This window comes from Alkalimonas mucilaginosa, from assembly GCF_036327005.1.
Taxonomy (GTDB): domain Bacteria; phylum Pseudomonadota; class Gammaproteobacteria; order Enterobacterales; family Alteromonadaceae; genus Alkalimonas; species Alkalimonas mucilaginosa.
The window spans coordinates 246,346-266,110 of record NZ_JAUGZK010000003.1 but is presented as its reverse complement, the minus strand read 5'-3'; the positions used below and the strand labels follow the sequence as shown (position 1 = coordinate 266,110).

The 19,765-nt window shown below is 51.6% G+C and carries 21 protein-coding genes; 16 read left to right on the top strand and 5 right to left on the bottom strand.

Features of this window, described 5'->3' with window-relative positions:
• Positions 1 to 111 precede the first annotated feature (111 nt).
• Positions 112 to 1,443, top strand: coding sequence for an MFS transporter (locus tag QWF21_RS05640; RefSeq protein WP_330087073.1), 1,332 nt, complete (start codon positions 112 to 114; stop codon positions 1,441 to 1,443).
• Between the two features lie 43 nt (positions 1,444 to 1,486).
• On the opposite strand, the gene QWF21_RS05635 is transcribed toward QWF21_RS05640, so the two are convergent.
• Complete coding sequence (locus tag QWF21_RS05635; protein ID WP_330087072.1) at positions 1,487 to 3,058, bottom strand: leucyl aminopeptidase family protein; 1,572 nt, start codon at positions 3,056 to 3,058, stop codon at positions 1,487 to 1,489.
• A gap of 52 nt (positions 3,059 to 3,110) precedes the next feature.
• Positions 3,111 to 3,911 carry a glycerophosphodiester phosphodiesterase gene (locus QWF21_RS05630; RefSeq protein ID WP_330087071.1) on the bottom strand — a complete coding sequence of 267 codons (801 nt, stop codon included), beginning with the start codon at positions 3,909 to 3,911 and terminating at the stop codon, positions 3,111 to 3,113.
• A gap of 121 nt (positions 3,912 to 4,032) precedes the next feature.
• Between QWF21_RS05630 and QWF21_RS05625 the strand changes: the two genes are divergently transcribed.
• The 7 genes from QWF21_RS05625 to rmf all read left to right on the top strand — a co-directional run bounded on the left by QWF21_RS05625 (position 4,033) and on the right by rmf (position 10,740).
• Positions 4,033 to 5,652, top strand: coding sequence for a PQQ-dependent sugar dehydrogenase (locus tag QWF21_RS05625; protein ID WP_330087070.1), 1,620 nt, complete (start codon positions 4,033 to 4,035; stop codon positions 5,650 to 5,652).
• A 13-nt stretch (positions 5,653 to 5,665) separates the two neighbouring features.
• Complete coding sequence (locus QWF21_RS05620) at positions 5,666 to 6,145, top strand: ATP-dependent zinc protease family protein (RefSeq protein WP_330087069.1); 480 nt, start codon at positions 5,666 to 5,668, stop codon at positions 6,143 to 6,145.
• Entirely contained in the window at positions 6,142 to 7,047 is a 906-nt protein-coding gene (gene rimK, locus QWF21_RS05615) for a 30S ribosomal protein S6--L-glutamate ligase (RefSeq protein ID WP_330087068.1), read from the top strand. The genes QWF21_RS05620 and rimK overlap by 4 nt, the downstream gene beginning before the upstream one ends.
• A complete protein-coding gene (locus tag QWF21_RS05610) occupies positions 7,048 to 8,112 on the top strand; it encodes a succinylglutamate desuccinylase/aspartoacylase family protein (RefSeq protein ID WP_330087067.1) in 1,065 nt (354 codons plus the stop codon).
• Between the two features lie 203 nt (positions 8,113 to 8,315).
• A complete protein-coding gene (gene msrB, locus QWF21_RS05605) occupies positions 8,316 to 8,705 on the top strand; it encodes a peptide-methionine (R)-S-oxide reductase MsrB (protein ID WP_330087066.1) in 390 nt (129 codons plus the stop codon).
• A gap of 110 nt (positions 8,706 to 8,815) precedes the next feature.
• Positions 8,816 to 10,267, top strand: coding sequence for a glyceraldehyde-3-phosphate dehydrogenase (locus QWF21_RS05600; protein WP_330087065.1), 1,452 nt, complete (start codon positions 8,816 to 8,818; stop codon positions 10,265 to 10,267).
• 290 nt (positions 10,268 to 10,557) lie between these two features.
• Positions 10,558 to 10,740, top strand: coding sequence for a ribosome modulation factor (gene rmf / locus QWF21_RS05595; RefSeq protein WP_330087064.1), 183 nt, complete (start codon positions 10,558 to 10,560; stop codon positions 10,738 to 10,740).
• A gap of 76 nt (positions 10,741 to 10,816) precedes the next feature.
• On the opposite strand, the gene fabA is transcribed toward rmf, so the two are convergent.
• Entirely contained in the window at positions 10,817 to 11,329 is a 513-nt protein-coding gene (gene fabA / locus QWF21_RS05590; RefSeq protein WP_330087063.1) for a 3-hydroxyacyl-[acyl-carrier-protein] dehydratase FabA, read from the bottom strand.
• A 130-nt stretch (positions 11,330 to 11,459) separates the two neighbouring features.
• On the opposite strand from fabA, the gene QWF21_RS05585 reads away from it, so the two are divergent.
• From QWF21_RS05585 to QWF21_RS05575, 3 genes are all read left to right on the top strand, one after another.
• Complete coding sequence (locus QWF21_RS05585; protein ID WP_330087062.1) at positions 11,460 to 11,717, top strand: hypothetical protein; 258 nt, start codon at positions 11,460 to 11,462, stop codon at positions 11,715 to 11,717.
• Between the two features lie 66 nt (positions 11,718 to 11,783).
• The gene (locus QWF21_RS05580; RefSeq protein WP_330087061.1) at positions 11,784 to 12,641 is read left to right on the top strand and encodes a 6-carboxytetrahydropterin synthase; all 858 of its coding nucleotides are present in this window, start codon (positions 11,784 to 11,786) and stop codon (positions 12,639 to 12,641) included.
• Entirely contained in the window at positions 12,604 to 13,446 is an 843-nt protein-coding gene (locus tag QWF21_RS05575; protein ID WP_330087060.1) for a M23 family metallopeptidase, read from the top strand. The genes QWF21_RS05580 and QWF21_RS05575 overlap by 38 nt, the downstream gene beginning before the upstream one ends.
• Before the next feature lie 3 nt (positions 13,447 to 13,449).
• On the opposite strand, the gene QWF21_RS05570 is transcribed toward QWF21_RS05575, so the two are convergent.
• Complete coding sequence (locus QWF21_RS05570; RefSeq protein WP_330087059.1) at positions 13,450 to 15,243, bottom strand: M61 family metallopeptidase; 1,794 nt, start codon at positions 15,241 to 15,243, stop codon at positions 13,450 to 13,452.
• A 58-nt stretch (positions 15,244 to 15,301) separates the two neighbouring features.
• Between QWF21_RS05570 and hinT the strand changes: the two genes are divergently transcribed.
• The 5 genes from hinT (at position 15,302) to QWF21_RS05545 (ending at position 18,696) form a co-directional block, all read left to right on the top strand.
• Complete coding sequence (gene hinT / locus QWF21_RS05565) at positions 15,302 to 15,652, top strand: purine nucleoside phosphoramidase (protein ID WP_330087058.1); 351 nt, start codon at positions 15,302 to 15,304, stop codon at positions 15,650 to 15,652.
• A 76-nt stretch (positions 15,653 to 15,728) separates the two neighbouring features.
• Entirely contained in the window at positions 15,729 to 16,148 is a 420-nt protein-coding gene (locus QWF21_RS05560) for an acyl-CoA thioesterase (protein WP_330087057.1), read from the top strand.
• A 70-nt stretch (positions 16,149 to 16,218) separates the two neighbouring features.
• Entirely contained in the window at positions 16,219 to 16,701 is a 483-nt protein-coding gene (locus QWF21_RS05555) for an Mpo1 family 2-hydroxy fatty acid dioxygenase (protein WP_330087056.1), read from the top strand.
• 85 nt (positions 16,702 to 16,786) lie between these two features.
• Positions 16,787 to 17,869 carry a sensor histidine kinase gene (locus tag QWF21_RS05550; RefSeq protein WP_330087055.1) on the top strand — a complete coding sequence of 361 codons (1,083 nt, stop codon included), beginning with the start codon at positions 16,787 to 16,789 and terminating at the stop codon, positions 17,867 to 17,869.
• A 5-nt stretch (positions 17,870 to 17,874) separates the two neighbouring features.
• Positions 17,875 to 18,696 (top strand): LytR/AlgR family response regulator transcription factor, encoded by an 822-nt coding sequence (locus QWF21_RS05545; RefSeq protein ID WP_330087054.1) that lies wholly within the window; start codon positions 17,875 to 17,877, stop codon positions 18,694 to 18,696.
• A gap of 56 nt (positions 18,697 to 18,752) precedes the next feature.
• On the opposite strand, the gene QWF21_RS05540 is transcribed toward QWF21_RS05545, so the two are convergent.
• Positions 18,753 to 19,748 (bottom strand): ATP-dependent 6-phosphofructokinase, encoded by a 996-nt coding sequence (locus tag QWF21_RS05540; protein ID WP_330087053.1) that lies wholly within the window; start codon positions 19,746 to 19,748, stop codon positions 18,753 to 18,755.
• Positions 19,749 to 19,765: the final 17 nt, after the last annotated feature.

The following is a 19,765-nucleotide window of genomic DNA, read 5'->3' as shown; positions in this document are numbered from 1 at the left end:
GGCCGTTATCTTTTGGCTTGAGCCTGTCGTTGTTGAAACGGCGGTAGCGACATGATTTCCAGCTCACTTTCATGCTAGAGTGAGCTGGACACATCATCATCTGAGTGCTTTATGACACCCCAACAGCTGGCACCGAAGCGGGAAATCTTTGGCTGGGCGATGTTTGATTTCGCCAATCAGGCATACACTTTGCTTATTATTACCGTGATCTACGGCGATCTCTTTACCCGCATTGTGGTTGGGGATGCACCGGATTACCGTATGGGCAACTTGCTATGGAGTGTGTCGCTGGCCATCAGCTACCTGTTGGTGGTACTGACCAACCCGATTTGCGGTGCTGTGATGGATTATTCGGCCAGTCGCAAGCGCTTTCTCTTTGCCAGTTATCTGCTAACGGTGGGGGCGACCGCGCTCTTGTATCTGGTGGAGCCGGGTTGGATAGTGCCGGCCATGCTGCTGATTATTGTCTCTAACTTTGCCTACGCCATTGGCGAAGGTTTTATCGCCAGTTTTTTGACCGACTTAGGGCCGCGTAAAGCCCTGGGCTGGATCTCCGGCCTTGGCTGGAGCCTGGGCTATGTCGGTGGTTTGATAGCGACTGCTTTTACCCTGTTCTTTCTCGGTGAAGTCTCGCTGGAAAACTACGATACCATTCGTTTTGTCGGGCCTTTTGCCGCGGCTTTCTTTTTGCTGGCCGCTATTCCTACCTTTTGGTTTGTGCGCGAGCGCGGTCGAAAGCGGGTTTTACCTGCAGGGCAGGGGTTGCTGGGGGGCGGACTGGGGCGTCTGAGGCAGACCTGGCAGCACCTGCCGCAATTTCGCGATCTGCGTACCTTGTTGGTGTCGGTGTTCTTTGCCATGGCCGGCATTTACATCATCATTGCTTTTTCCTTTATCTACGGCGCTCAGGTGATTGGCTGGGACGAACAGGTGCGGGTACTGATGTTTGTCACCGTGCAAATCACTGCCGCCTTCGGTGCTATTGGTTTTGGTTTTTTGCAAAGTGCTCTCGGTGCCCGAACAACTTACCTCTTAACCTTGATGTTGTGGCTGCTGGCTATTTTGGCTATTTGGCAAACGCCCTGGCTGACGGCCTTATGCCGGCAATGGTTTGATGTCGATTGGCAGGCTCAGTATGTGTTTTTATTTGCCGGGGTGCTGGCCGGTGCCAGCCTGGGGGCTTCGCAATCGGCTGCCCGGGCTTTGGTGGGGGTGTTAACCCCAAACAGCAAAGCAGCGGAGTTTTTTGGCTTCTGGAGTATGACCACCAAACTGGCCGCGGTGTTTGGCATGGTCGGCCTTGGTCTGATGCAGTGGGCTTTTGGTCTGGCCGATGCCATTATCTTTTGTCTGTTTTTGTTTGTGCTGGCAATAGTGGCGGTGTTGCCGCTGAATGAAAGCCGGGGCACTGCAGTGGCAGAAGCTTGGCAGGATAGCGAGTAGGGCGACCGATCAGCCAGATCGGCCACCCTGACGGCAACAAAGATTAATTGCTTTGAGCCTGATACAGTTTGACCCACTCAGTCAGCAAGCGCACACCGTAACCGCTGCTGCCTTCCGGGTGAATGCCATTGGCGCTGGCATTGAAAGCATCGCCTGCCATATCAATGTGTGCCCAGGGGATATCGCCGGCAAAATGCTGCAGGAAAATTGCCCCGGCCTGAGCACCCGGCGAGCCGGTATTGATGCGATCGGCAATTCGGCTGCGGACGATGTTATCATAGCCATCCAATGGCAGTGGCCAAACCCGCTCTTGCACCAGGTTACCTGCTTCGCGCAGGCTGGCTTCAATCTGTTGATCCCGGGTAAAGACGGCGGAGTACTCGGTTCCGAGCGCGCCAACTTTGGCACCGGTTAAGGTGGCAATATCCACAATGGCTCTTGGTTTGATGTGTTCTCTAGCGTACCAGATGCCATCGGCCAAAATAAGCCGGCCTTCTGCGTCGGTATTGCCAATTTCAATGGTACTGCCATCGCCGGCAGTAACCACATCGCCAGGCAATTGAGCGGTACCAGAAATCATGTTGATGGATAGCGGCACCACACCCACCACATGGGCCTGGGCTTTCTGGCCAGCGAGGGCCTGGATAGCCCCTACCACGGCAGCACCACCGGCTTTGTCGGTGTGCATGCGTAAAATGGAAGCCGATTGGGTTTTTAAGTTATAGCCGCCGGTATCGAAGGTATTGCCTTTGCCAACCAGTGCAATAGGCGCGTCGTCATCGTTGCCACGCCAGCGTGCGACCAACAGGTGAGCTTTCATATGGCTGCCCTGACTAACACCATACAAAGAGCCCATACCAAGGGCTTGGATGTCCTCTGGCCCCAAAATAGTCACTTCCACGCCTAAGGGTTCCAGCACTGCTTTGGCAAAATTGGCAAAGGCTGCCGGATAGCCACTGCTGCCGGGCAGGTTGGTCAGTTCACGGGCTGTAAAAACGCCTTGTGCCAGCGCCTGCTTTTGCTCAATTTTAGCCCGGGCCTCGGTCGCCAGTGCGACTTGCCAGCTGTAACGCTGGGCTGGCCGGGCTTCCGGCTGGCTTTTGAAACGGTCAAACCGGTAATTGCGCAGCTCGACCCCATGGGCGATAGCGGCGGCAATGCGGTGATTATCGCTGGCATTGGCAATTAGCTGGCTATGGACATGCACAGTTTCGGCTTTGGTACCATTGACCCAGTTGCTTAAGTTGGCGCCGATTTCCTCAGCTTTGGCTCGGCTAAGCTCAGCGGTATCACCGACCCCCAGCAGCAACACGCGGCCATAATTCAACCCGACAGGAGCAACAATATCCAGCTGGGAACCGGCTTTGCCGTCAAAGGCAGCGACGCTAATGGCGCGGTTGATGTGATTACGGCTGCTGCGATCCCAGCCGGTTAAACGCAACTCACCGGCATTTTCCGGCACCAGCACCACCAACAGATCGGCTTGCTGCATCGATTCTGTCACATTGAACTGAGTATGGATGTAAGGCGATGGGCTCACCGCCGAAGCAGTAGAGCTGAGCAGAGTGCTGCCGGCCAGTACAGCGCCAATACTAAGCGCAAGCAAAGTTTTCATAGAGACCTCATGGTTGATTATTGTTCATTATGTTGTTGTTTTACGTAACCTATTATCGGAACTTTTCCGGGTATTGCAAGCGCAGTGGCTGATCGCTGAAGATCCAGTCTACGCCCCGATTGACTTCACGGTTCAGAATATCAGGGTGATTAACCTGGCCGGTACCGGTTTGTTTACCAGCGGCTTTTAATTGTTGCACGATGGCCGGAGTAAGCAGTGCAAAGGAGCCAGCCACAGCGCCATGACCAAGAGCAAGGTTCTGCCGAACAATCTGCTTGGTGTTGGTCAGAGCCACATCGACCAGAGCGGTAGGCGGCAAATAACGAAAGCCCTCCAGGTGATCCGGTTCGAGACTAAGCAGGTGAAAGTCTTTCTCCGGTACCAGCTCAGCCAGCAACCTTTGTAAGCGTGGTACCAGGGCTGGAGACTCACGCCAGGACTCTTTAATCTCAAGCATCAGGTGCAGTTGTCGGCCATAGCGTGCAATGATGTCTTGCAAATGCGGGATGGCTGGCAATTCGCGTTGCAGCACATCAAAACGGGTTTCGGCAATAACCAGATCCGGCCGGCCAAATAAACGGCCACAGGCTGGATCATGGTGTACCACCGGCTCACCATCCAGAGTTAAATGAATATCAAGCTCAATGCCCCAGATACCATGCAGCAGACAGCGGTCGAATGCGGCCAGGGTATTCTCCAGAACATTGTCGCCATGGTTTCCGGTTTGTCCGTGGTGAGCCCCTCGGTGGGCAACCAGCCTGACCATGCTGGGATCTACCCCGGTGCGGCAGCCAGGGCTCAGTCGCCACAAGTGGTTGGCCAGGCTGTTAAGATGATCGGTCCAATCGGTCACGTTCAGGATCCTATGTTGCAGCAGGTGATTGGTTTTACGGTAAAATCATAGCAGTTGCAGTGTTGCTGCACTACTATTAAGGCTTTCAGTTTATTCGATAAGTTGGCTTGGGAGAAACCTGATGTTGATTACTGCAAAGGGCTACAAACTGCTGCTGCATTTTATCTGGACCTTATTGCTGGCGGTGGTGCTCAGCACGCTGGCGCAAACGCAACTGAATTTACTGGCGTTGCAGCAACTGGGTGTTGTTATTCCTGCAAGCGAGCGATGGGCCACCAGTTGGCACGATATCCGTCATTTTGCGCCAGTCTATGCGGCTTTGTTGTCCGTCAGTTATGGCATTTCTCAGGGGGTGGCACTTGGCTTGCGTCGTTTTATTGTCTTGCGCTGGCAGCCGGCTTTATTCGCGCTGGCTGCAGGATCCGGCCTTTGGTGTACCTTGCTGCTGGTGAACGCTGTAGCACCGATGCCTACGCTGATTGCAGCCAGCCGAAGCCTGATGGGCATGCTGGTGTTGTTGCTGATTGCTGCTCTGGCAGGGGCATTATTTGGCCGGGCAGTTGCAGCGAAATCGTACCTGCAGAACAGCCGCGGCGGGCCCGCGCGTCCAACATCTACGGCGGTATGGTTACTACCATGCCTGTTGCTGACAGTGTTAAATACCGAGCCTGCCAGTGCCAATAGCGATTATCGGGTAGATACGGTTGTTCAAGGGCTGGAGCATCCCTGGTCACTGGCTTTCCTTCCAGGTGGCACTATGCTGGTGACAGAGCGCCCGGGACGGCTCCGCCTGGTGCACGCCGATGGCCGGCTGGAGCCAGAACCCATTGCTGGCTTACCGGAGGTGTTTGCCTCGGGCCAGGCCGGGTTATTTGAGGTGTTGCCGGCACAAGACTTTGCCCGCTCGCAACAGATCTTCTTAAGTTATGCTTGTGGCAGCAGACGCGCTAATCATAGCTGCCTGGCGAGTGCCCGTCTGGATCTCAGCCGGCTTGAGCTCACCGGCTTAACCGAGATCTTTCGCAGTTATCCGGCGAAAAGCGGCAATGCGCATTACGGTGGTCGTCTAGTATGGCTGGGTGATGGCAGTATCGTGCTCAGCCTGGGGGATGGTTTTGATTACCGCGAAGAGGCACAACGTTTGACCAGCCATCTTGGCAGCCTGGTTCGTTTGTGGCCAGATGGAACGATACCTGCAGACAATCCTTTTGCCGCCAAGCGTGGTGCTTTAGCAGAAATCTACAGTTATGGTCATCGAAATGTGCAAGGACTGGTGTATGATAGCGCCAACAATCAGCTGCTAAGTCATGAGCATGGCCCCAGAGGCGGTGACGAACTCAATCGCATCGAACCAGGGCGCAATTATGGCTGGCCAGTCGTTACCCAAGGCATCGATTACACCGGTGCCCGCATCACACCTTTTACCGCCTACCAGGGCATGGAACCTCCGTTGCTGGACTGGACACCTTCGATAGCGCCTTCAGGTCTTGCGCTGTATCAGGGTGATTTATTTCCTCAGTGGCAAGGTGATCTGCTGGTTGGAGCCTTGGCTGCCCGCCAGGTACAACGGGTGCGATTGACTTCACAAGGCGCTGAGGTGGTGGAGGTATTATTTACCGAGTTACAGGTGCGGTTTCGAGATGTGCGAACCGGGCCGGATGGTGCTGTTTATCTGCTGACCGATGAGCCCCAGGGGCACCTGCTAAGAGTGGTGCCGGCAGCGTTGCCAGCAATGCAATAGGGAGCAACAACTCTTGAACAAGTCTGATGTAAAAGCCCGGCCAATTGGCTGGCGGGAATGGGTTGCACTGCCAGAGCTGCAGATCCCTGCGATTAAGTGCAAAGTGGATACGGGGGCACGGAGCTCTGCGTTGCATACTTTCTCTGTGGAGCCATTTCAGAAAGAGGGTGAGGAATGGGTGCGTTTTGGGATGCACCCACGGCAACACGATACAGAGCAGGTTGTCTGGTGTGAAGCCAAAGTGCATGACAAACGAGCTGTTACTGATTCGGGCGGGCATACTACCGAACGGTATTTTATTAAAACAGAGGTGGTGGTCGGGCAGCAAAGCTATCCGATTGAAGTTTCTCTGACTAGCCGTGATAGCATGTTATTTCGAATGTTGTTAGGGCGGGAAGCGCTGCGTCACCGTTTTGTGGTGGTGCCGGAAGCGTCTTATTTGCAACCATTGTCACCGATTGAGCAGTGTTCTGAGAAGGTTAAGCCGGTATGAAAATCGCAATATTATCCCGAAATCCCAAGCTGTACTCGACCAGGCGGCTGGTTGAAGCAGCGCAGCAACGCGGTCACGAAGTGCGGGTGATTGATGCGCTGCGTTGTTACATGAACATCACCTCCCATAATCCGGAAATTCATTACAAAGGGGAAGTCCTGACCGGCTTTGATGCAGTGATCCCAAGAATTGGTGCTTCGATTACCTTTTATGGCACGGCTGTATTGCGTCAATTTGAGATGATGAATGTGTATCCACTGAATGAATCGGTTGCCATCAGCCGTTCGCGTGACAAACTGCGTAGCTTGCAGTTGTTATCACGGCGCGGTATTGGCTTGCCGGTCACCAGCTTTGCCCACTCGCCGGATGACATTGAAGATCTGCTCAGTATTGTCGGTGGTGCACCGGCCGTTATCAAACTGCTGGAAGGGACTCAGGGCATAGGGGTGGTGCTGGCAGAAACCAATCAGGCAGCAGAGAGCGTGATCCAGGCATTTATGGGGTTAAAGCAACATATTCTGGTTCAGGAGTTTATTAAAGAAGCGAAGGGCTCTGATATTCGTGCTTTTGTCATTGGTGGCAAGGTGGTGGCGGCCATGAAGCGTCAGGCCAAGGAGGGGGAGTTCCGCTCCAACCTGCATCGTGGCGGGACTGCTCAGTTGTGCCGCATTACGCCGGAAGAACGCGCCACTGCCATTCGGGCGGCAAAAGTGATGGGATTAAACGTCTGCGGGGTTGATTTACTGCGTTCGAATCATGGTCCTGTGGTGATGGAGGTGAATTCGTCTCCTGGCCTGGAAGGCATTGAGGGGGCTTCCGGCAAAGACATTGCTGGCTCTATCATTGACTTTATTGAGAAAAATGCCAAACCCAATCGTACGAAAACCAAGGGACGTGGCTGAATGAGTACACAGGTTCGCAGTCGTAACAGCAGCATTTGCATTGGTGGGATTGAGGTGAGGCCTGGGGAGCGCAAAACCATAGATGTGCGTGGCAGCAAGCTCTATACCCATACACCAGTGATGATGCCGGTACAGGTACTCTGTGGTCGTCAGCAAGGACCTGTGCTCTTTATCAGTGCTGCCATTCATGGTGATGAAATCAATGGGGTCGAGATCATCCGCCGTCTGCTGAAAGTGCCAGCATTAAAGCGTTTAAAAGGAACTTTACTGGCGGTGCCTGTGGTGAACTTGCATGGCTTTATCAACCAAAGCCGCTATCTGCCGGATCGGCGTGACTTAAACCGTAGCTTCCCCGGCTCGAACAAAGGATCCATGGCGGGACGGCTGGCGCGCCTTTTTATGAGTGAAGTGGTAAGCCAGTCAACGCATGGCATTGATCTGCATACAGGTGCTTTGCACCGCTTTAATTTACCACAAATCCGGGCCGATCTGGACGATCCGGAAGCTCTGCGTCTGGCCAAAGCCTTTGGCACCCCGGTGATCCTTAATTCCGAGTTGCGTGAAGGTTCACTGCGGGAAGCCGCAGGTCAAAACAAGATCCCAACCTTGTTGTATGAAGCCGGCGAAGCGTTGCGTTTTGATGAAGTGGCTATTCGCGGTGGGGTTGAGGGCATTTTACGGGTGATGCGGGCGCTTGATATGCTACCGCCATCAAGGCGCCCGCAGCCGAAAGAGCCGGTAATGGCTCGCTCCAGTGCCTGGGTACGAGCACCTCAAAGCGGTATTTTCCGGGCCTTTGTACGTGAAGGAGGCCGGGTGCTGAAAGACCAGACGGTGCTGGGAGTGGTGTCGGATCCTTTTGGCGAGTCGGAGCAGGAAATCCGTGCCCCTTACAGTGGGATTATCATTGGTTTGCTGAAGCTGCCACTGGTGAATGAAGGCGATGCGGTATACCACATTGCTCAGTTTTACCGCACCGATATTGTCGCTGATCGGGTTGAAAGCTATCAGGAAAGTCTGGAAGCGCATGATTATCCATACAGCGACCATGCATTGAATATTTAACCAATAAAAGGGCAAGCTGATGCTATTTGTTATGCCATCAGTCGATGTTGTGACGGGCTGAAGTTATTCAGCGAGCCGGTTTTTTTGTGGCGTGATCTGGTGTCGCTGTTGCTCGGTATACTGCTGTTCTGGCTGTTTGCTTTTTATTTGCATCAGTTGTTGATTGGAGCGAAACCTTTCGGTGCTTAATACGGGAGTGAAGTATGAAAAAAAGCGATGCTGAATGGCAACAACAATTAAGCCCGGAACAATACCGGGTAACCCGGCTTAAAGGGACTGAGCTGCCTTTTAGTGGTGAGTTACTCTATCAGGAAGCTAAAGGCAGCTATCATTGCATTTGCTGTGGTACTGCTCTGTTTGATTCAGCGGCCAAGTTTGACGCTGGCTGCGGCTGGCCGTCCTTTTATCAGTCGTTGGCTGACAAAGTACGCTATCAGCATGATCAGAGCCATGGCATGAGCCGCACGGAAATTCTTTGTGCTCAGTGTGATGCCCATCTTGGCCATGTATTTGACGATGGGCCGGCACCAACGGGTCAGCGTTATTGTGTAAACTCGGTCTCTTTGCAGTTTAGTCCTGAAAAAAAGCTGTAACTGTTGTGGTAAGGTTTCAGTTTCTATTACAATAGGCCGCCGCTCGCAAGGGCGGCCTCTGTATCTGAACACCCATTACATTCAGCAGACTGAAGTTAAAAGGCCGAACTATGACCCTATCACACGAAGAACAGTACCAGAAGAGCTGGCAGGAGCGCCAGGAATTTGCCGAGAACATGCTTCCTTTGATTGGGCGGTTGTACCGCAACAAAGGCGTGGAAGTGGTTGTTTATGGCAAGCCTCTGGTCAATGCAACCACCATTGAGCTGATCAAAGCCCATAAAATGGTGGAGCGTTACGAAGGACAAAAACTCCGTTTGCGGGAAAGCTTTCCTATCCTTGAAGCCATCAGTCAGCTGGAGCTGGCCCCGGGGCGCATTGATATCGGCAAACTGGCTTATGGTTATCAGTACAAAAACTCTTCCAATGGCGCCAGCCTGCAAGACTATCTAAAGCGAGAGCTGGCCGATTTGTTGGATAACCCAGATAAAGTCCAGCCAACTGATGTTGTCCTTTATGGCTTTGGCCGCATTGGTCGTTTGTTGGCACGCCTGATGTTGGAGCGCAGTGGCCCAAGCAGCAAACTGCGCTTACGTGCAATAGTGGTGCGTGGTGGCAAAGAAGGGGACCTTGAAAAGCGCGCCAGCTTGTTGCGCCGTGACTCCATTCATGGCCTGTTTAATGGCAGCATCACCGTCGATCACGAGAATCAGGGCATTAAAGCCAACGGTACTTTTATTAAGATCATCTATGCCAACTCACCAAGCGATGTTGATTACACCCAATATGGTATTAACAATGCATTGGTGGTGGACAACACCGGTGTCTGGAAAGATGACAAAGCTCTGGCCATTCATTTTGAATCCAAAGGTACGGGCAGGGTGTTGTTAACTGCCCCGGCAAAAGGCGAAGTGCCAAATGTGGTCTATGGTGTGAATCAGGATATGATCTTGCCAGAGCATAAAATTGTGTCGGCTGCCAGCTGTACCACCAATGCTATTACACCAGTGCTGAAAGCACTCAACGATGAGTTTGGTATTCGCAATGGCCATGTCGAAACCGTGCATTCCTATACCAACGATCAGAATCTGATCGATAACTTCCACAAAGCCGAGCGCCGTGGCCGGGCCGCTCCTTTAAACATGGTTATTACCTCGACTGGTGCTGCCAGTGCTGTAGCCAAGGCATTGCCAGAATTAAAAGGCAAGCTGACCGGTAACGCCATCCGGGTACCAACGCCGAACGTGTCGATGGCTATCCTGTCGTTAAACCTGAATAAAGAAACCAGCAAAGATGGTTTGAACGCCTTCTTGCAGCAAACGGCTTTGTTCTCTGAATTGCAGGATCAGATTGATTACACCAGCTCAACTGAAATCGTATCTTCTGATTTGGTGGGTTCGCGCTATGCCGGTGTGGTGGACTCTCAGGCTACCATCGTGGATGGCGATCGTTGCGTGCTTTACGTCTGGTATGATAACGAGTTTGGTTACAGCGTGCAGGTGATTCGGGTGATGTACGAAATGGCAGGCATCAAGTATCCCACCTTGCCACAAAGCCGTTAAACGCCCAGTTCGGAGTAGCCCGGTAAAGTCATTGCTTTACCGGGTTTCTTATTCCTGAACTGGTTTGTACTGCAACTTATATTCCGCTTTCCAGCTTGATTGCTTGCAAAAAATGAGCAGATTCTTTTTTTTGTAATTCCATTGTCATATCAGGCGCTTATTCTGAAAGGTTGCAATTGCGACTAAAACAGGGTTGAACCTTTCGCAACTTTGCCTTATCTATTAGATGCGGACTGGCTGAACGCATTCATCCAGTGTTGTCATCAAAAACGATTGAGGAAGACTGCCGTATGAAAAGACAAAAACGTGATCGTCTTGAACGTGCACACGCACAAGGTTACCGGGCCGGAGTCACTGGCCGCTCAAAAGAAATCTGTCCTTATCAAAATCTCGATGTACGCTCCCAGTGGTTAGGAGGCTGGCGTGAAGCCATGGAGGACCGTGGCACAGGTCTCTATAACAAGGGTATGTAATTGCCGAATATCAACAAAAACAAGCCCCGATCACCGGGGCTTGTGGCTTTGTAAAGCTGGCGTTTTTACCTGAGCCTCAGAAACTGGAGGTGTCGGTAAAGAGGCCTACTTTTAAATCTTTGGCAGTGTATATTTCGCGACCATCCACACTAACTGAGCCATCTGCAATTCCCATAAACAGTTTGCGTTTGATCACGCGTTTCATGTTGATCCGGTAAGTTACTTTTTTAGCTGTTGGCAGGATCTGGCCGGTGAACTTCACTTCACCTACCCCCAAAGCCCGACCTTTACCAGGGCCACCAGACCAACCAAGGAAGAAACCAACCAGTTGCCACATAGCATCCAGCCCCAAACAGCCTGGCATGACCGGATCGCCCTGGAAATGGCAGGCAAAGAACCAAAGCTCTGGGGTAATATCCAGTTCAGCAATGATTTCACCTTTATCAAAGTCGCCGCCTTGCTCAGAAATATGTACAATGCGATCCATCATCAGCATCTGATCGATGGGGAGCTGGCTGTTGCCCGGGCCAAAGAGTTCACCGCGACCACAGGCCGCCAATTCTTCTTTTGTAAAGCTATTCTTCATCATGTATGTTGATTCCAATTAACGAGGTCTGATTTTTTCTGGTGGGAGCTTAGCGAACACTTGTACGCTAAGCAAGTCCGATTAGTGCAAAATAAGGACAAACACCAGCATTCAGCCAGCATTGAGGTACCGCATGAGCGAACAAGACAAACAAGCGCTAAGCAATGCCGAAAAGCAGCGGCGATACCGCGAACGGCAAAAAGAAGCTGGTAAAAAAGAGTTGCGGGGTTATCTATCACCTGAAGCTTTGCGCTGCTATGAAGATATCCAGCAAAAAACAGATTGGAACGATAGCACCCTGGTCAGTAATGCTTTACGGCTGATGTATGCTGCCCATAAGTGTGGCCAGGTCGGTTTGCTTTACGCCTGGTTAAAAGAGCATGATCGCTAACAGCCTCTGCCATTGAGCCGGTTGCTGCCGTATAATGCACAAACCTTGTTCGTCCTGTGAGTTGTTATGATTTTATTTGTACGTGATCTGACGGTCATCGATTTTTCTTACCTTTGTTCGCAGCGTGGTTTATTGGGCGAAAGTCTGATTGTGGATGTTGAGCTGCACGGTGATTTAGATCAGGCCTCCATGGTGTTCGATTTTGGCCTGGTCAAAAAAGTGATCAAAAAAGTCATTGATAGCAGCATCGATCATGCGTTGGCTGTGCCTGTGGCCTCGACTGCCACCAGGCTGGAACAGCAAGATGCTGTCACCAGGGTGCATTTTAACAGTGCGCGTGGTGCCATTCAGGTGGCAGGTCCTGGGCAAGCCTTTGCTTTACTGCAGGCACAGCAGGTAGATTTGCAGTCCATAGAGCAATTTATTCAGCAGCAGTTGCATGGCCAGTTGCCAGACAATGTGAAACAAGTGCAGTTAACCTTAAGGCCGGAAGCCAGTCAGGGCTTTAGTTATCACTACAGTCATGGCCTGAAAAAGCACGATGGTAACTGCCAGCGTATCGCACATGGTCATCGCTCTACCATTCAGATCTATCAGGATGGCATGTTGTCTCCCCGGTTAAATAAGTTCTGGGCTGATCGCTGGCAGGATATTTACCTGATCACTACCGAGGATCTATGTCAGCCGGATGACTTGCAGTGGTTGCAGGCCAATGCCGGTGATCTCTGTTCGCGTTATCAGGCGGGCCAGGGCCAATTTGAAATTTGTTTACCCGCCAGCCATTGCGAAGTGGTGCCTTGCGATACCACTGTGGAATGCCTGGCTGACTACATAGCCGGTGCATTGAAAACATTGAATGCGGAACATCATTACAAGGTGGTTGCTTATGAAGGTGTGGCTAAAGGCGCTATTGCTTGCAGCTAGTTTGCCGCTGCAGGCAACTGAATTATCAAAAGACAGCATTGAGTTACGCGGGGAACTGACGCAGGGCAGCCTGATCCGTGCTGCAGTGCCGGCTGGCAGCCAGGTCTGGTTTAATGATACTGAAATTGCAGTAAGCCCAAGCGGCCAGGTGGTTTTTGGCATTGGCAGGGATGCTGCGCTTGAGCATCAATTGCGTGTTCAGCTAAATGGCCAGCAGCTTATCCTGCCATTAACATTCAGTGGCCGGGAATACGACATTCAACGGATTGAAGGGGTAGAGCAGCGCTTTGTCAGCCCTCCGGCTGAAGTACTGGCCAGGATCCGTCGTGATAGCCAGCAGGTGCAGGCTGCACGGACAACGATGACCGACTTGCCGTATGCTTTCCAGCAGCCGGTATGGCCAGCCTATGGCCGCATCAGTGGTGTTTATGGGTCACAACGTATTTTTAATGGCCAGCCTCGTAACCCACATTTGGGGCTGGATATTGCCGGCCCGGTTGGTAGCCCGGTGTACGCGCCGATGACCGGTATAGTCACGCTGGCAGACGACTTGTACTACTCGGGCCTAACCCTCATCATCGACCATGGATATGGTGTAAGCAGTACGTTGATGCACCTGAATGCTTTTCATGTAACCGTTGGTGATAAAGTTACTCAGGGCCAGTTGGTGGCAGATATGGGCGCTACCGGCCGGGTGACCGGGCCTCATCTGGATTGGCGAATCAACTGGTTTCAAGAGCGATTGGATCCCGCTTTGCTTATGCCGGAAGCTGCACCGCCAAGGCAGGATCCAAATCGTCGTTAAGCTTTAATGGTCCGTTACCGGGGTCGCCCACCAGGGGTGAAGTGCATCTTCAGCAGTCATACGCAATTGTGCCACTGTAGCGGGTGGCGCGCTTAACGTGATGTGTCGCTCTAACAAGCGGTCACGCCGAAACAACTGCAGGGTCAAGGGCTGCTGTACAGGCAAACGTTTAAGTAGTTCTGGCAGGCTGCTGGTAGTCAGCCGGTAGCCATCCAAAGCCAGCAATTCGTCACCTACCATCAGGCCAGCCTGATGCGCGGGTCCTTTGTGATAGACAGCGGTGAGTTTGATGCTGTGTTCACTGCTCTGATATTGGGCACCAAGCCAGACGTTACCCTCTGATTCAGCTGTTCCGTTCAGATCGTCAGGGCTGGTCGGTTGACGCCAGTTGAGTGTTAATCCAAGAGCTGGTATATAATCGGCCAAAGGGATAGGTTCGGCTTCTTGCACCCAGTGGTTCAGTTGTGTTGCCAGCTCGGGTAGCTGCCACTCCACTAATTGTTCTGCGATGGCGCCAGGGGGAGTCCCGGTAGTTAAATGCTTTAGCCATAGCTGTTGCATCAGCTCTGGCAAGTTGCGACCTTTCGCGGTTAAAGCGGCATCAAGACAAAGTGCCACCAAAGCACCTTTGGCGTAATAACTGGCTATCGCATTGACGGCATTTTCATCCTGCTTATAGAATTTAGTCCAGGCATCAAAACTGCTGTCTTCCAGTGATTGCACCGTATCGCTTGGGTTACGGGTGACGCGGCTGATGGTTTTTTCCAGGGTTTTTAAATAACGCTCTGTGCTTTGCAGACCACTGCTGTACAAGGCCAAATCATCAAAGTAGGAGGTAAAGCCTTCGTAGATCCATAACTGTCGGCTGTATTGTTCCTGTGTCAGTTGATAAGGATGAAATTCGGCCGGTTTTAATCGTTTTACCCACCAGGTATGGAAATATTCATGACTGCAGAGGCTCAACAAGGTTTGATAACCTTCCGACAACTCGGCGTTGTCCGTTTGCACTGCAGGTAAATCAAAGCGGCTGCACAACAGCAAGGTCGAGTCCAGGTGTTCCAGACCACCAAAGCCGGAGTCAGTAACCCAGGTTAAAAACCAATAAGCCGTTAAATCCTCAGGCAAAGCGCCAAAGACATTTCGTTGTTGCTGGCAAATCCTGGCCAGATCGGCGGTAAAGCGGCTGGCATCAAATAAATTACGTCCGGTCACCACCAGGTAATGCGGTACATCGTCGATGTGAAACTCGCTCAGTTGAAAGCGGCCCGCTAATAAGGGGCTGTCAATTAAGTGCTGGTAATGCCTGGCCAGGTAGGTGCCAAAGCCCAGCCATGGGGTATCGTCTGCCGCAGGCAAAGCGGTAGCCAGTCGCCAATCGGCCGCATCTGCATCTGTTGGGGCATGTACTTTCAGGCAATGCGGCAGTTGTTCATAACCGGCGACCGACAAACACAGACAGGCTGGGTTTAATACCGCGACTTCATCATCCAGATAAGCAGCCCGCACCGAGCGATCAAACGCATAGAGCTGATAGCGTATCTGGACGCTTTGATTGCGGTGAACCAGTTGCCAGCTTTGTTTGTCGACTTTTTCGACCGGTAAAGGCCCTTGCTGATCCGATGCTGTCAGCCATAGTATATTGCGGGCAAAGTCCCGGATCATGTAGCTACCAGGGATCCAGGCCGGCAATTGCAACAGCAGGGGGCCGTTGTCTTGTGGCTGTATGGTGAGTTCCATCTCAATCAGATGGGCCGCGATATCGACACAACGAAGCTGGTATTGAATGAAAGCCTTCATATATACTGAGGTCTCCTGCAGATAGACTCTGTTGATTGTAACATGACAAGGAATCCCCATGGCGCAAGAAACGATTTTCAGCAAAATTGTACGCGGCGAAGTTCCGGCCGATATCCTGTACCAGGATGAACTGGTGACTGCTTTTCGGGACATTCATCCCAGAGCACCCAGCCATATTTTGATTATCCCCAATCACTTGATCCCAACAGTCAATGATGTAGAGCCGCAGCATGAACAAGCACTGGGTCGCCTCTTTACCGTGGCTCGTAAACTGGCGGCAGAGGAGGGCATTGCTGAGGATGGCTATCGGCTGATTATGAACTGCAATCAGCATGGCGGTCAGGAGGTGTACCATATTCATCTGCATTTGGTAGGCGGGCGCCCCTTAGGCCCCATGTTAAGCTACTAAAGCTGGCAGCATTGCATTTGCCGGGCGTTCACGTACAATGCGCGCCCGCACATACAACCAACAGATCAGAGCGAGCATGAGCACAGACAACCAAGATGCACTTATTGCCAAACGCATGCAGCATGCCATCACCCGGGTAACTAAAACCGTTTTTCCGGGGCGCACCAATCACCACAACACCTTGTTTGGTGGTGAGGCGCTGGCCTGGATGGATGAAGCCGCTTTTATTGCTGCTACCCGTTTTTGCCGTAAACCCCTGGTAACTGTGTCTTCTGACCGGGTTGATTTTAAAGAAGCCATTCCTGCTGGCAGTTTGATTGAACTGGTCGCAAAGATTGATCATGTCGGGCGTACCAGTATCCGGGTGCATGTGGATATTTTTTTGGAGCACATGTACCAGGATGACCAGCACAAAGCCATTTCCGGCAGCTTTACCTTTGTTGCGCTTGGGCCGGATCGCAAACCTGTGCCGGTGCTGTCAGGGTTTGATGGCTAGGTCCTTTACTTGACTTTGTGTGCTGTTGGATTAATCTGGTAAGAGCAGTTAGCAGCCGCCAGGTGACACAATGAAAACAGCACAGCAGTGGTTTGATGCATACGCGGTAAGCCATCAAAATAAAATAAATAAGGCCATTCACTGGTTAGCGGTGCCAATCATTTATGGCACTGTTTTTGGTTTGCTATGGTCCATTCCGATGCCTTTGTCCGGTCTGGCTGCCAGCCAAATCAATTGGGCCATGTTAATGGCTGTACCTGTGTTGGTGTTTTATTTTAGTTTATCTTTTGCACTGGGTGCGGGCATGACCTTGTTTACCGCTCTGGTATTTTCTGTGTTGCGTTGGCACGAACTGGCGCTTGGCTGGCCTCTTTGGCTCAGTAGCCTGGTACTCTTTGCAGTCATGTGGCTGTTGCAATTTATCGGGCATCATATTGAAGGGAAAAAACCGTCCTTTTTTCAGGATATTTTCTTTTTGCTGATTGGGCCGGCCTGGCTACTGAGCTTTGTGTTGCAGCGCCTTGGCATCCGTTATCAGCGCCGTTGCGACTAATGTAGCGGGATTCAGGTTTAACTGAGCTGCAGCCTGGCTGCACTCGGGTATAATTTCAGCTATCTCAAGCAGTTCTGGTGGCGCCTTGCTTCACAACTTAGACGATAAAAGACATCTGCAATTTTGGCTACTGCACACGCTCGGTTGGATAGGTTTTGCCGTGGTGCATTATCTGGGCTCTCTGGTGCAGGAGATGCGCGATGCTTACCTATGGGTGGTATTACTGGATGCCTTTGTGGGCTGGTTACTGACCATACCCCTGCGCTATGTGTATCAACGTGCCTGGCACTGGCATCCACTAAAAATGATCCTGACGGTCTTGTTGCTGGCCACTGTGGTTGCCGTGGTATGGACCATCTTTAAAAACCATTCCTACTGGGAAATCTACCGCCATGGCTTTCAGCCAAAAAGCTGGAGTTGGGCCCAGTTGTACCTGCGACATACGCCGGTCTCTTTTTATGTGATCCTAAGCTGGAGTGGCCTTTATTTTGGTATTAAGTATTACCAGACCCTGCAACGGGAAAAGCAGAAGCTGCTTACTGCTACCAACAGAGCGCATGAAGCTCAGTTAAAGATGTTGCGCTACCAGCTCAACCCTCACTTTTTATTCAATACCTTAAACGCAATTTCTACGCTGGTGTTGACCAGAGAAAATGATACTGCGGAGAAAATGGTAACCCGGCTCAGTGACTTTTTGCGTTATTCTTTGTACAAAGATCCGATCAAAAAAGTCCCCCTGCAACAGGAAATCAGTGCGGCTCGGCTTTATCTGGAAATTGAAAAAGTACGTTTTTCAGAGCGGTTGAAGGTGAGTTTTGAAATCAGTGATGAAGCCTGCCAGGCATTAGTACCCAGTTTAATCTTGCAACCCCTGATTGAAAATGCCATAAAGTACGCAGTAGCAACCCAGGTAGAAGGTGGCCGAATTGCAATTTCAGCGAAAAAGTTTGGTCATGATCTGCTGTTGGAAGTAGCCGACAATGGACCAGGTGTGCCGCTGGATGGTGGTTTGCCCAAGTCGGAAAACAGTGGGGTTGGTTTGGTCAATACCCGTGAGCGGTTAGCGGCATTGTACGATCATAATTTTTCATTGGTGCTGACGCACAACGATCCATTGGGACTGAAGGTCAATATTCGTATCCCTTATGAACTGGACACAACGGAATAAAGAGCATGCTGAAGGTAGTAGTAGTCGATGATGAGCCATTAGCCCGCAAAGGGATGTTGTACCGGCTGGGAGAATTTAAGGAGCTGACGGTAGTCGCTGAATGTGCCAATGGTAAAGAAGCGATTGATGCCATTGCTGCGCATCAGCCCGATTTGGTGTTTCTGGATGTAGAAATGCCAGGTATTAATGGCTTTGCTGTAATTGAACATTTGCAAAATCAACAATTGCCAATGCCTTACATTATTTTTGTCACCGCTTACGATCACTATGCGTTGGCGGCCTTTGATGTCAATGCTATTGATTATGTACTAAAGCCAGTTGAGGCAGAGCGGTTAAAGCTGGCTGTGGATAAAGCCATCAAGGTGTTTGACAGCCGGGATGATCAGAAGCACAAATCGCAACTGGCGCAGGTGGTATCCCGCTTAACCGGTGATGCAGCCGACACTATTTTGGAGCGGCTGAGTAACGAAGAGCCAGTGGTTGACTCACGCTATCCGGATGCCATTAGTATCAAAGACAGTGGCGAAATTACCCGGGTAATGGTGATTGATATTGATTGGGTGGATGCAGCCGGTGATTACATGTGTATCCATACCCGTGATGGCCAAACCCATATTCTGCGTAAAACCATGAAGGAGCTGGAGCAAGAACTGGATCCGCGCTTGTTTGTCCGGGTGCATCGTTCTGCCATTGTCAATGTAAATACCATCGTAAAGCTGCAGATGTTACCCAATGGCGAGCATCAGTTGATGTTAAGCAATGATCAGACGGTGAAAGTCAGCCGTAGCTACAAAGACAGGGTCAAACAGGTCTTTAAAGGAGCATAAACCATCACCTCAGTAGGTAGCTTGCCGTCCCTTAGCAGGACGGCAACCGAACTGAGTCAGTCATTGGCGACTTGTTGCTGCCAGCGAAGCAGATAAGGATCAATGCGTTTTTTCCGCTCGCCGCTGGCCTGCAGCGGGTACAGACCAGCCTGATGATTCACTTCACCAGCCATCATCAGGTGGGCACCGCCAAGTAACTGCTCCACTGCGTAGGCACCTAATTTAGTGGCAAGGATGCGATCCGCTCCAACGGGTGATCCCCCGCGTTGAATATGCCCCAACACACAAGCACGACATTCGATGCCGATCGCATCGGTAATGTCCGCTGCCAGCGTGGTGCTGCCACCAGGGTAGCAATGCTCGGCCATCACAATGATGTAACTGCTTTTGCCTTTCAGTACCTGGGCATTCTGAATGGGCCGAATCACTGTATCGAGCTGGCCTGGTTCCAGAGTACCGAACTCCGGACAGATAATTTGCTCTGCGCCGGATGCGATACCGGCAGACAGTGCAATAAACCCGCTGTGGCGTCCCATCAGCTCTACCAGAAAGATACGTTCGAACGCATCGGCAGTATCCCGAATTTTATCAATGGCATCCAGCGCCGTATCAATGGCGGTGGCATAGCCTATGGTGGCATCGGTGCCATCCACATCATTGTCAATGGTACCCGGCAAGCCAAGAATTTGCCCCTTGTAATGCTGAGCGATGGCCAGGGCACCTTTAAAACTGCCATCACCTCCAATCACCAGCAACGCATCAAGCTGCAGTTGACGCAGTGTGGCGGCGGCAGCTTTTGCGCCTTCTTCAGTCTGTAAAGCAGGGCAACGGGCGCTTTTTAAAATGGTGCCGCCCAGCTGAATAATATGCTGCACATGATAAGGCAGCAGCTTGGTATAGTCGCCTTCTATTAAGCCGTTGTAACCATGAGAAAAGCCAATCACCTCAATTTGGTGAGCTGCAGCCGTTAACACCACCGAACGAATGCAGGCATTCATGCCTGGCGCATCGCCACCTGAAGTTAAAACACCTATGCGCCGTATCGTTGCCATCTGATTGCTCCATTGCT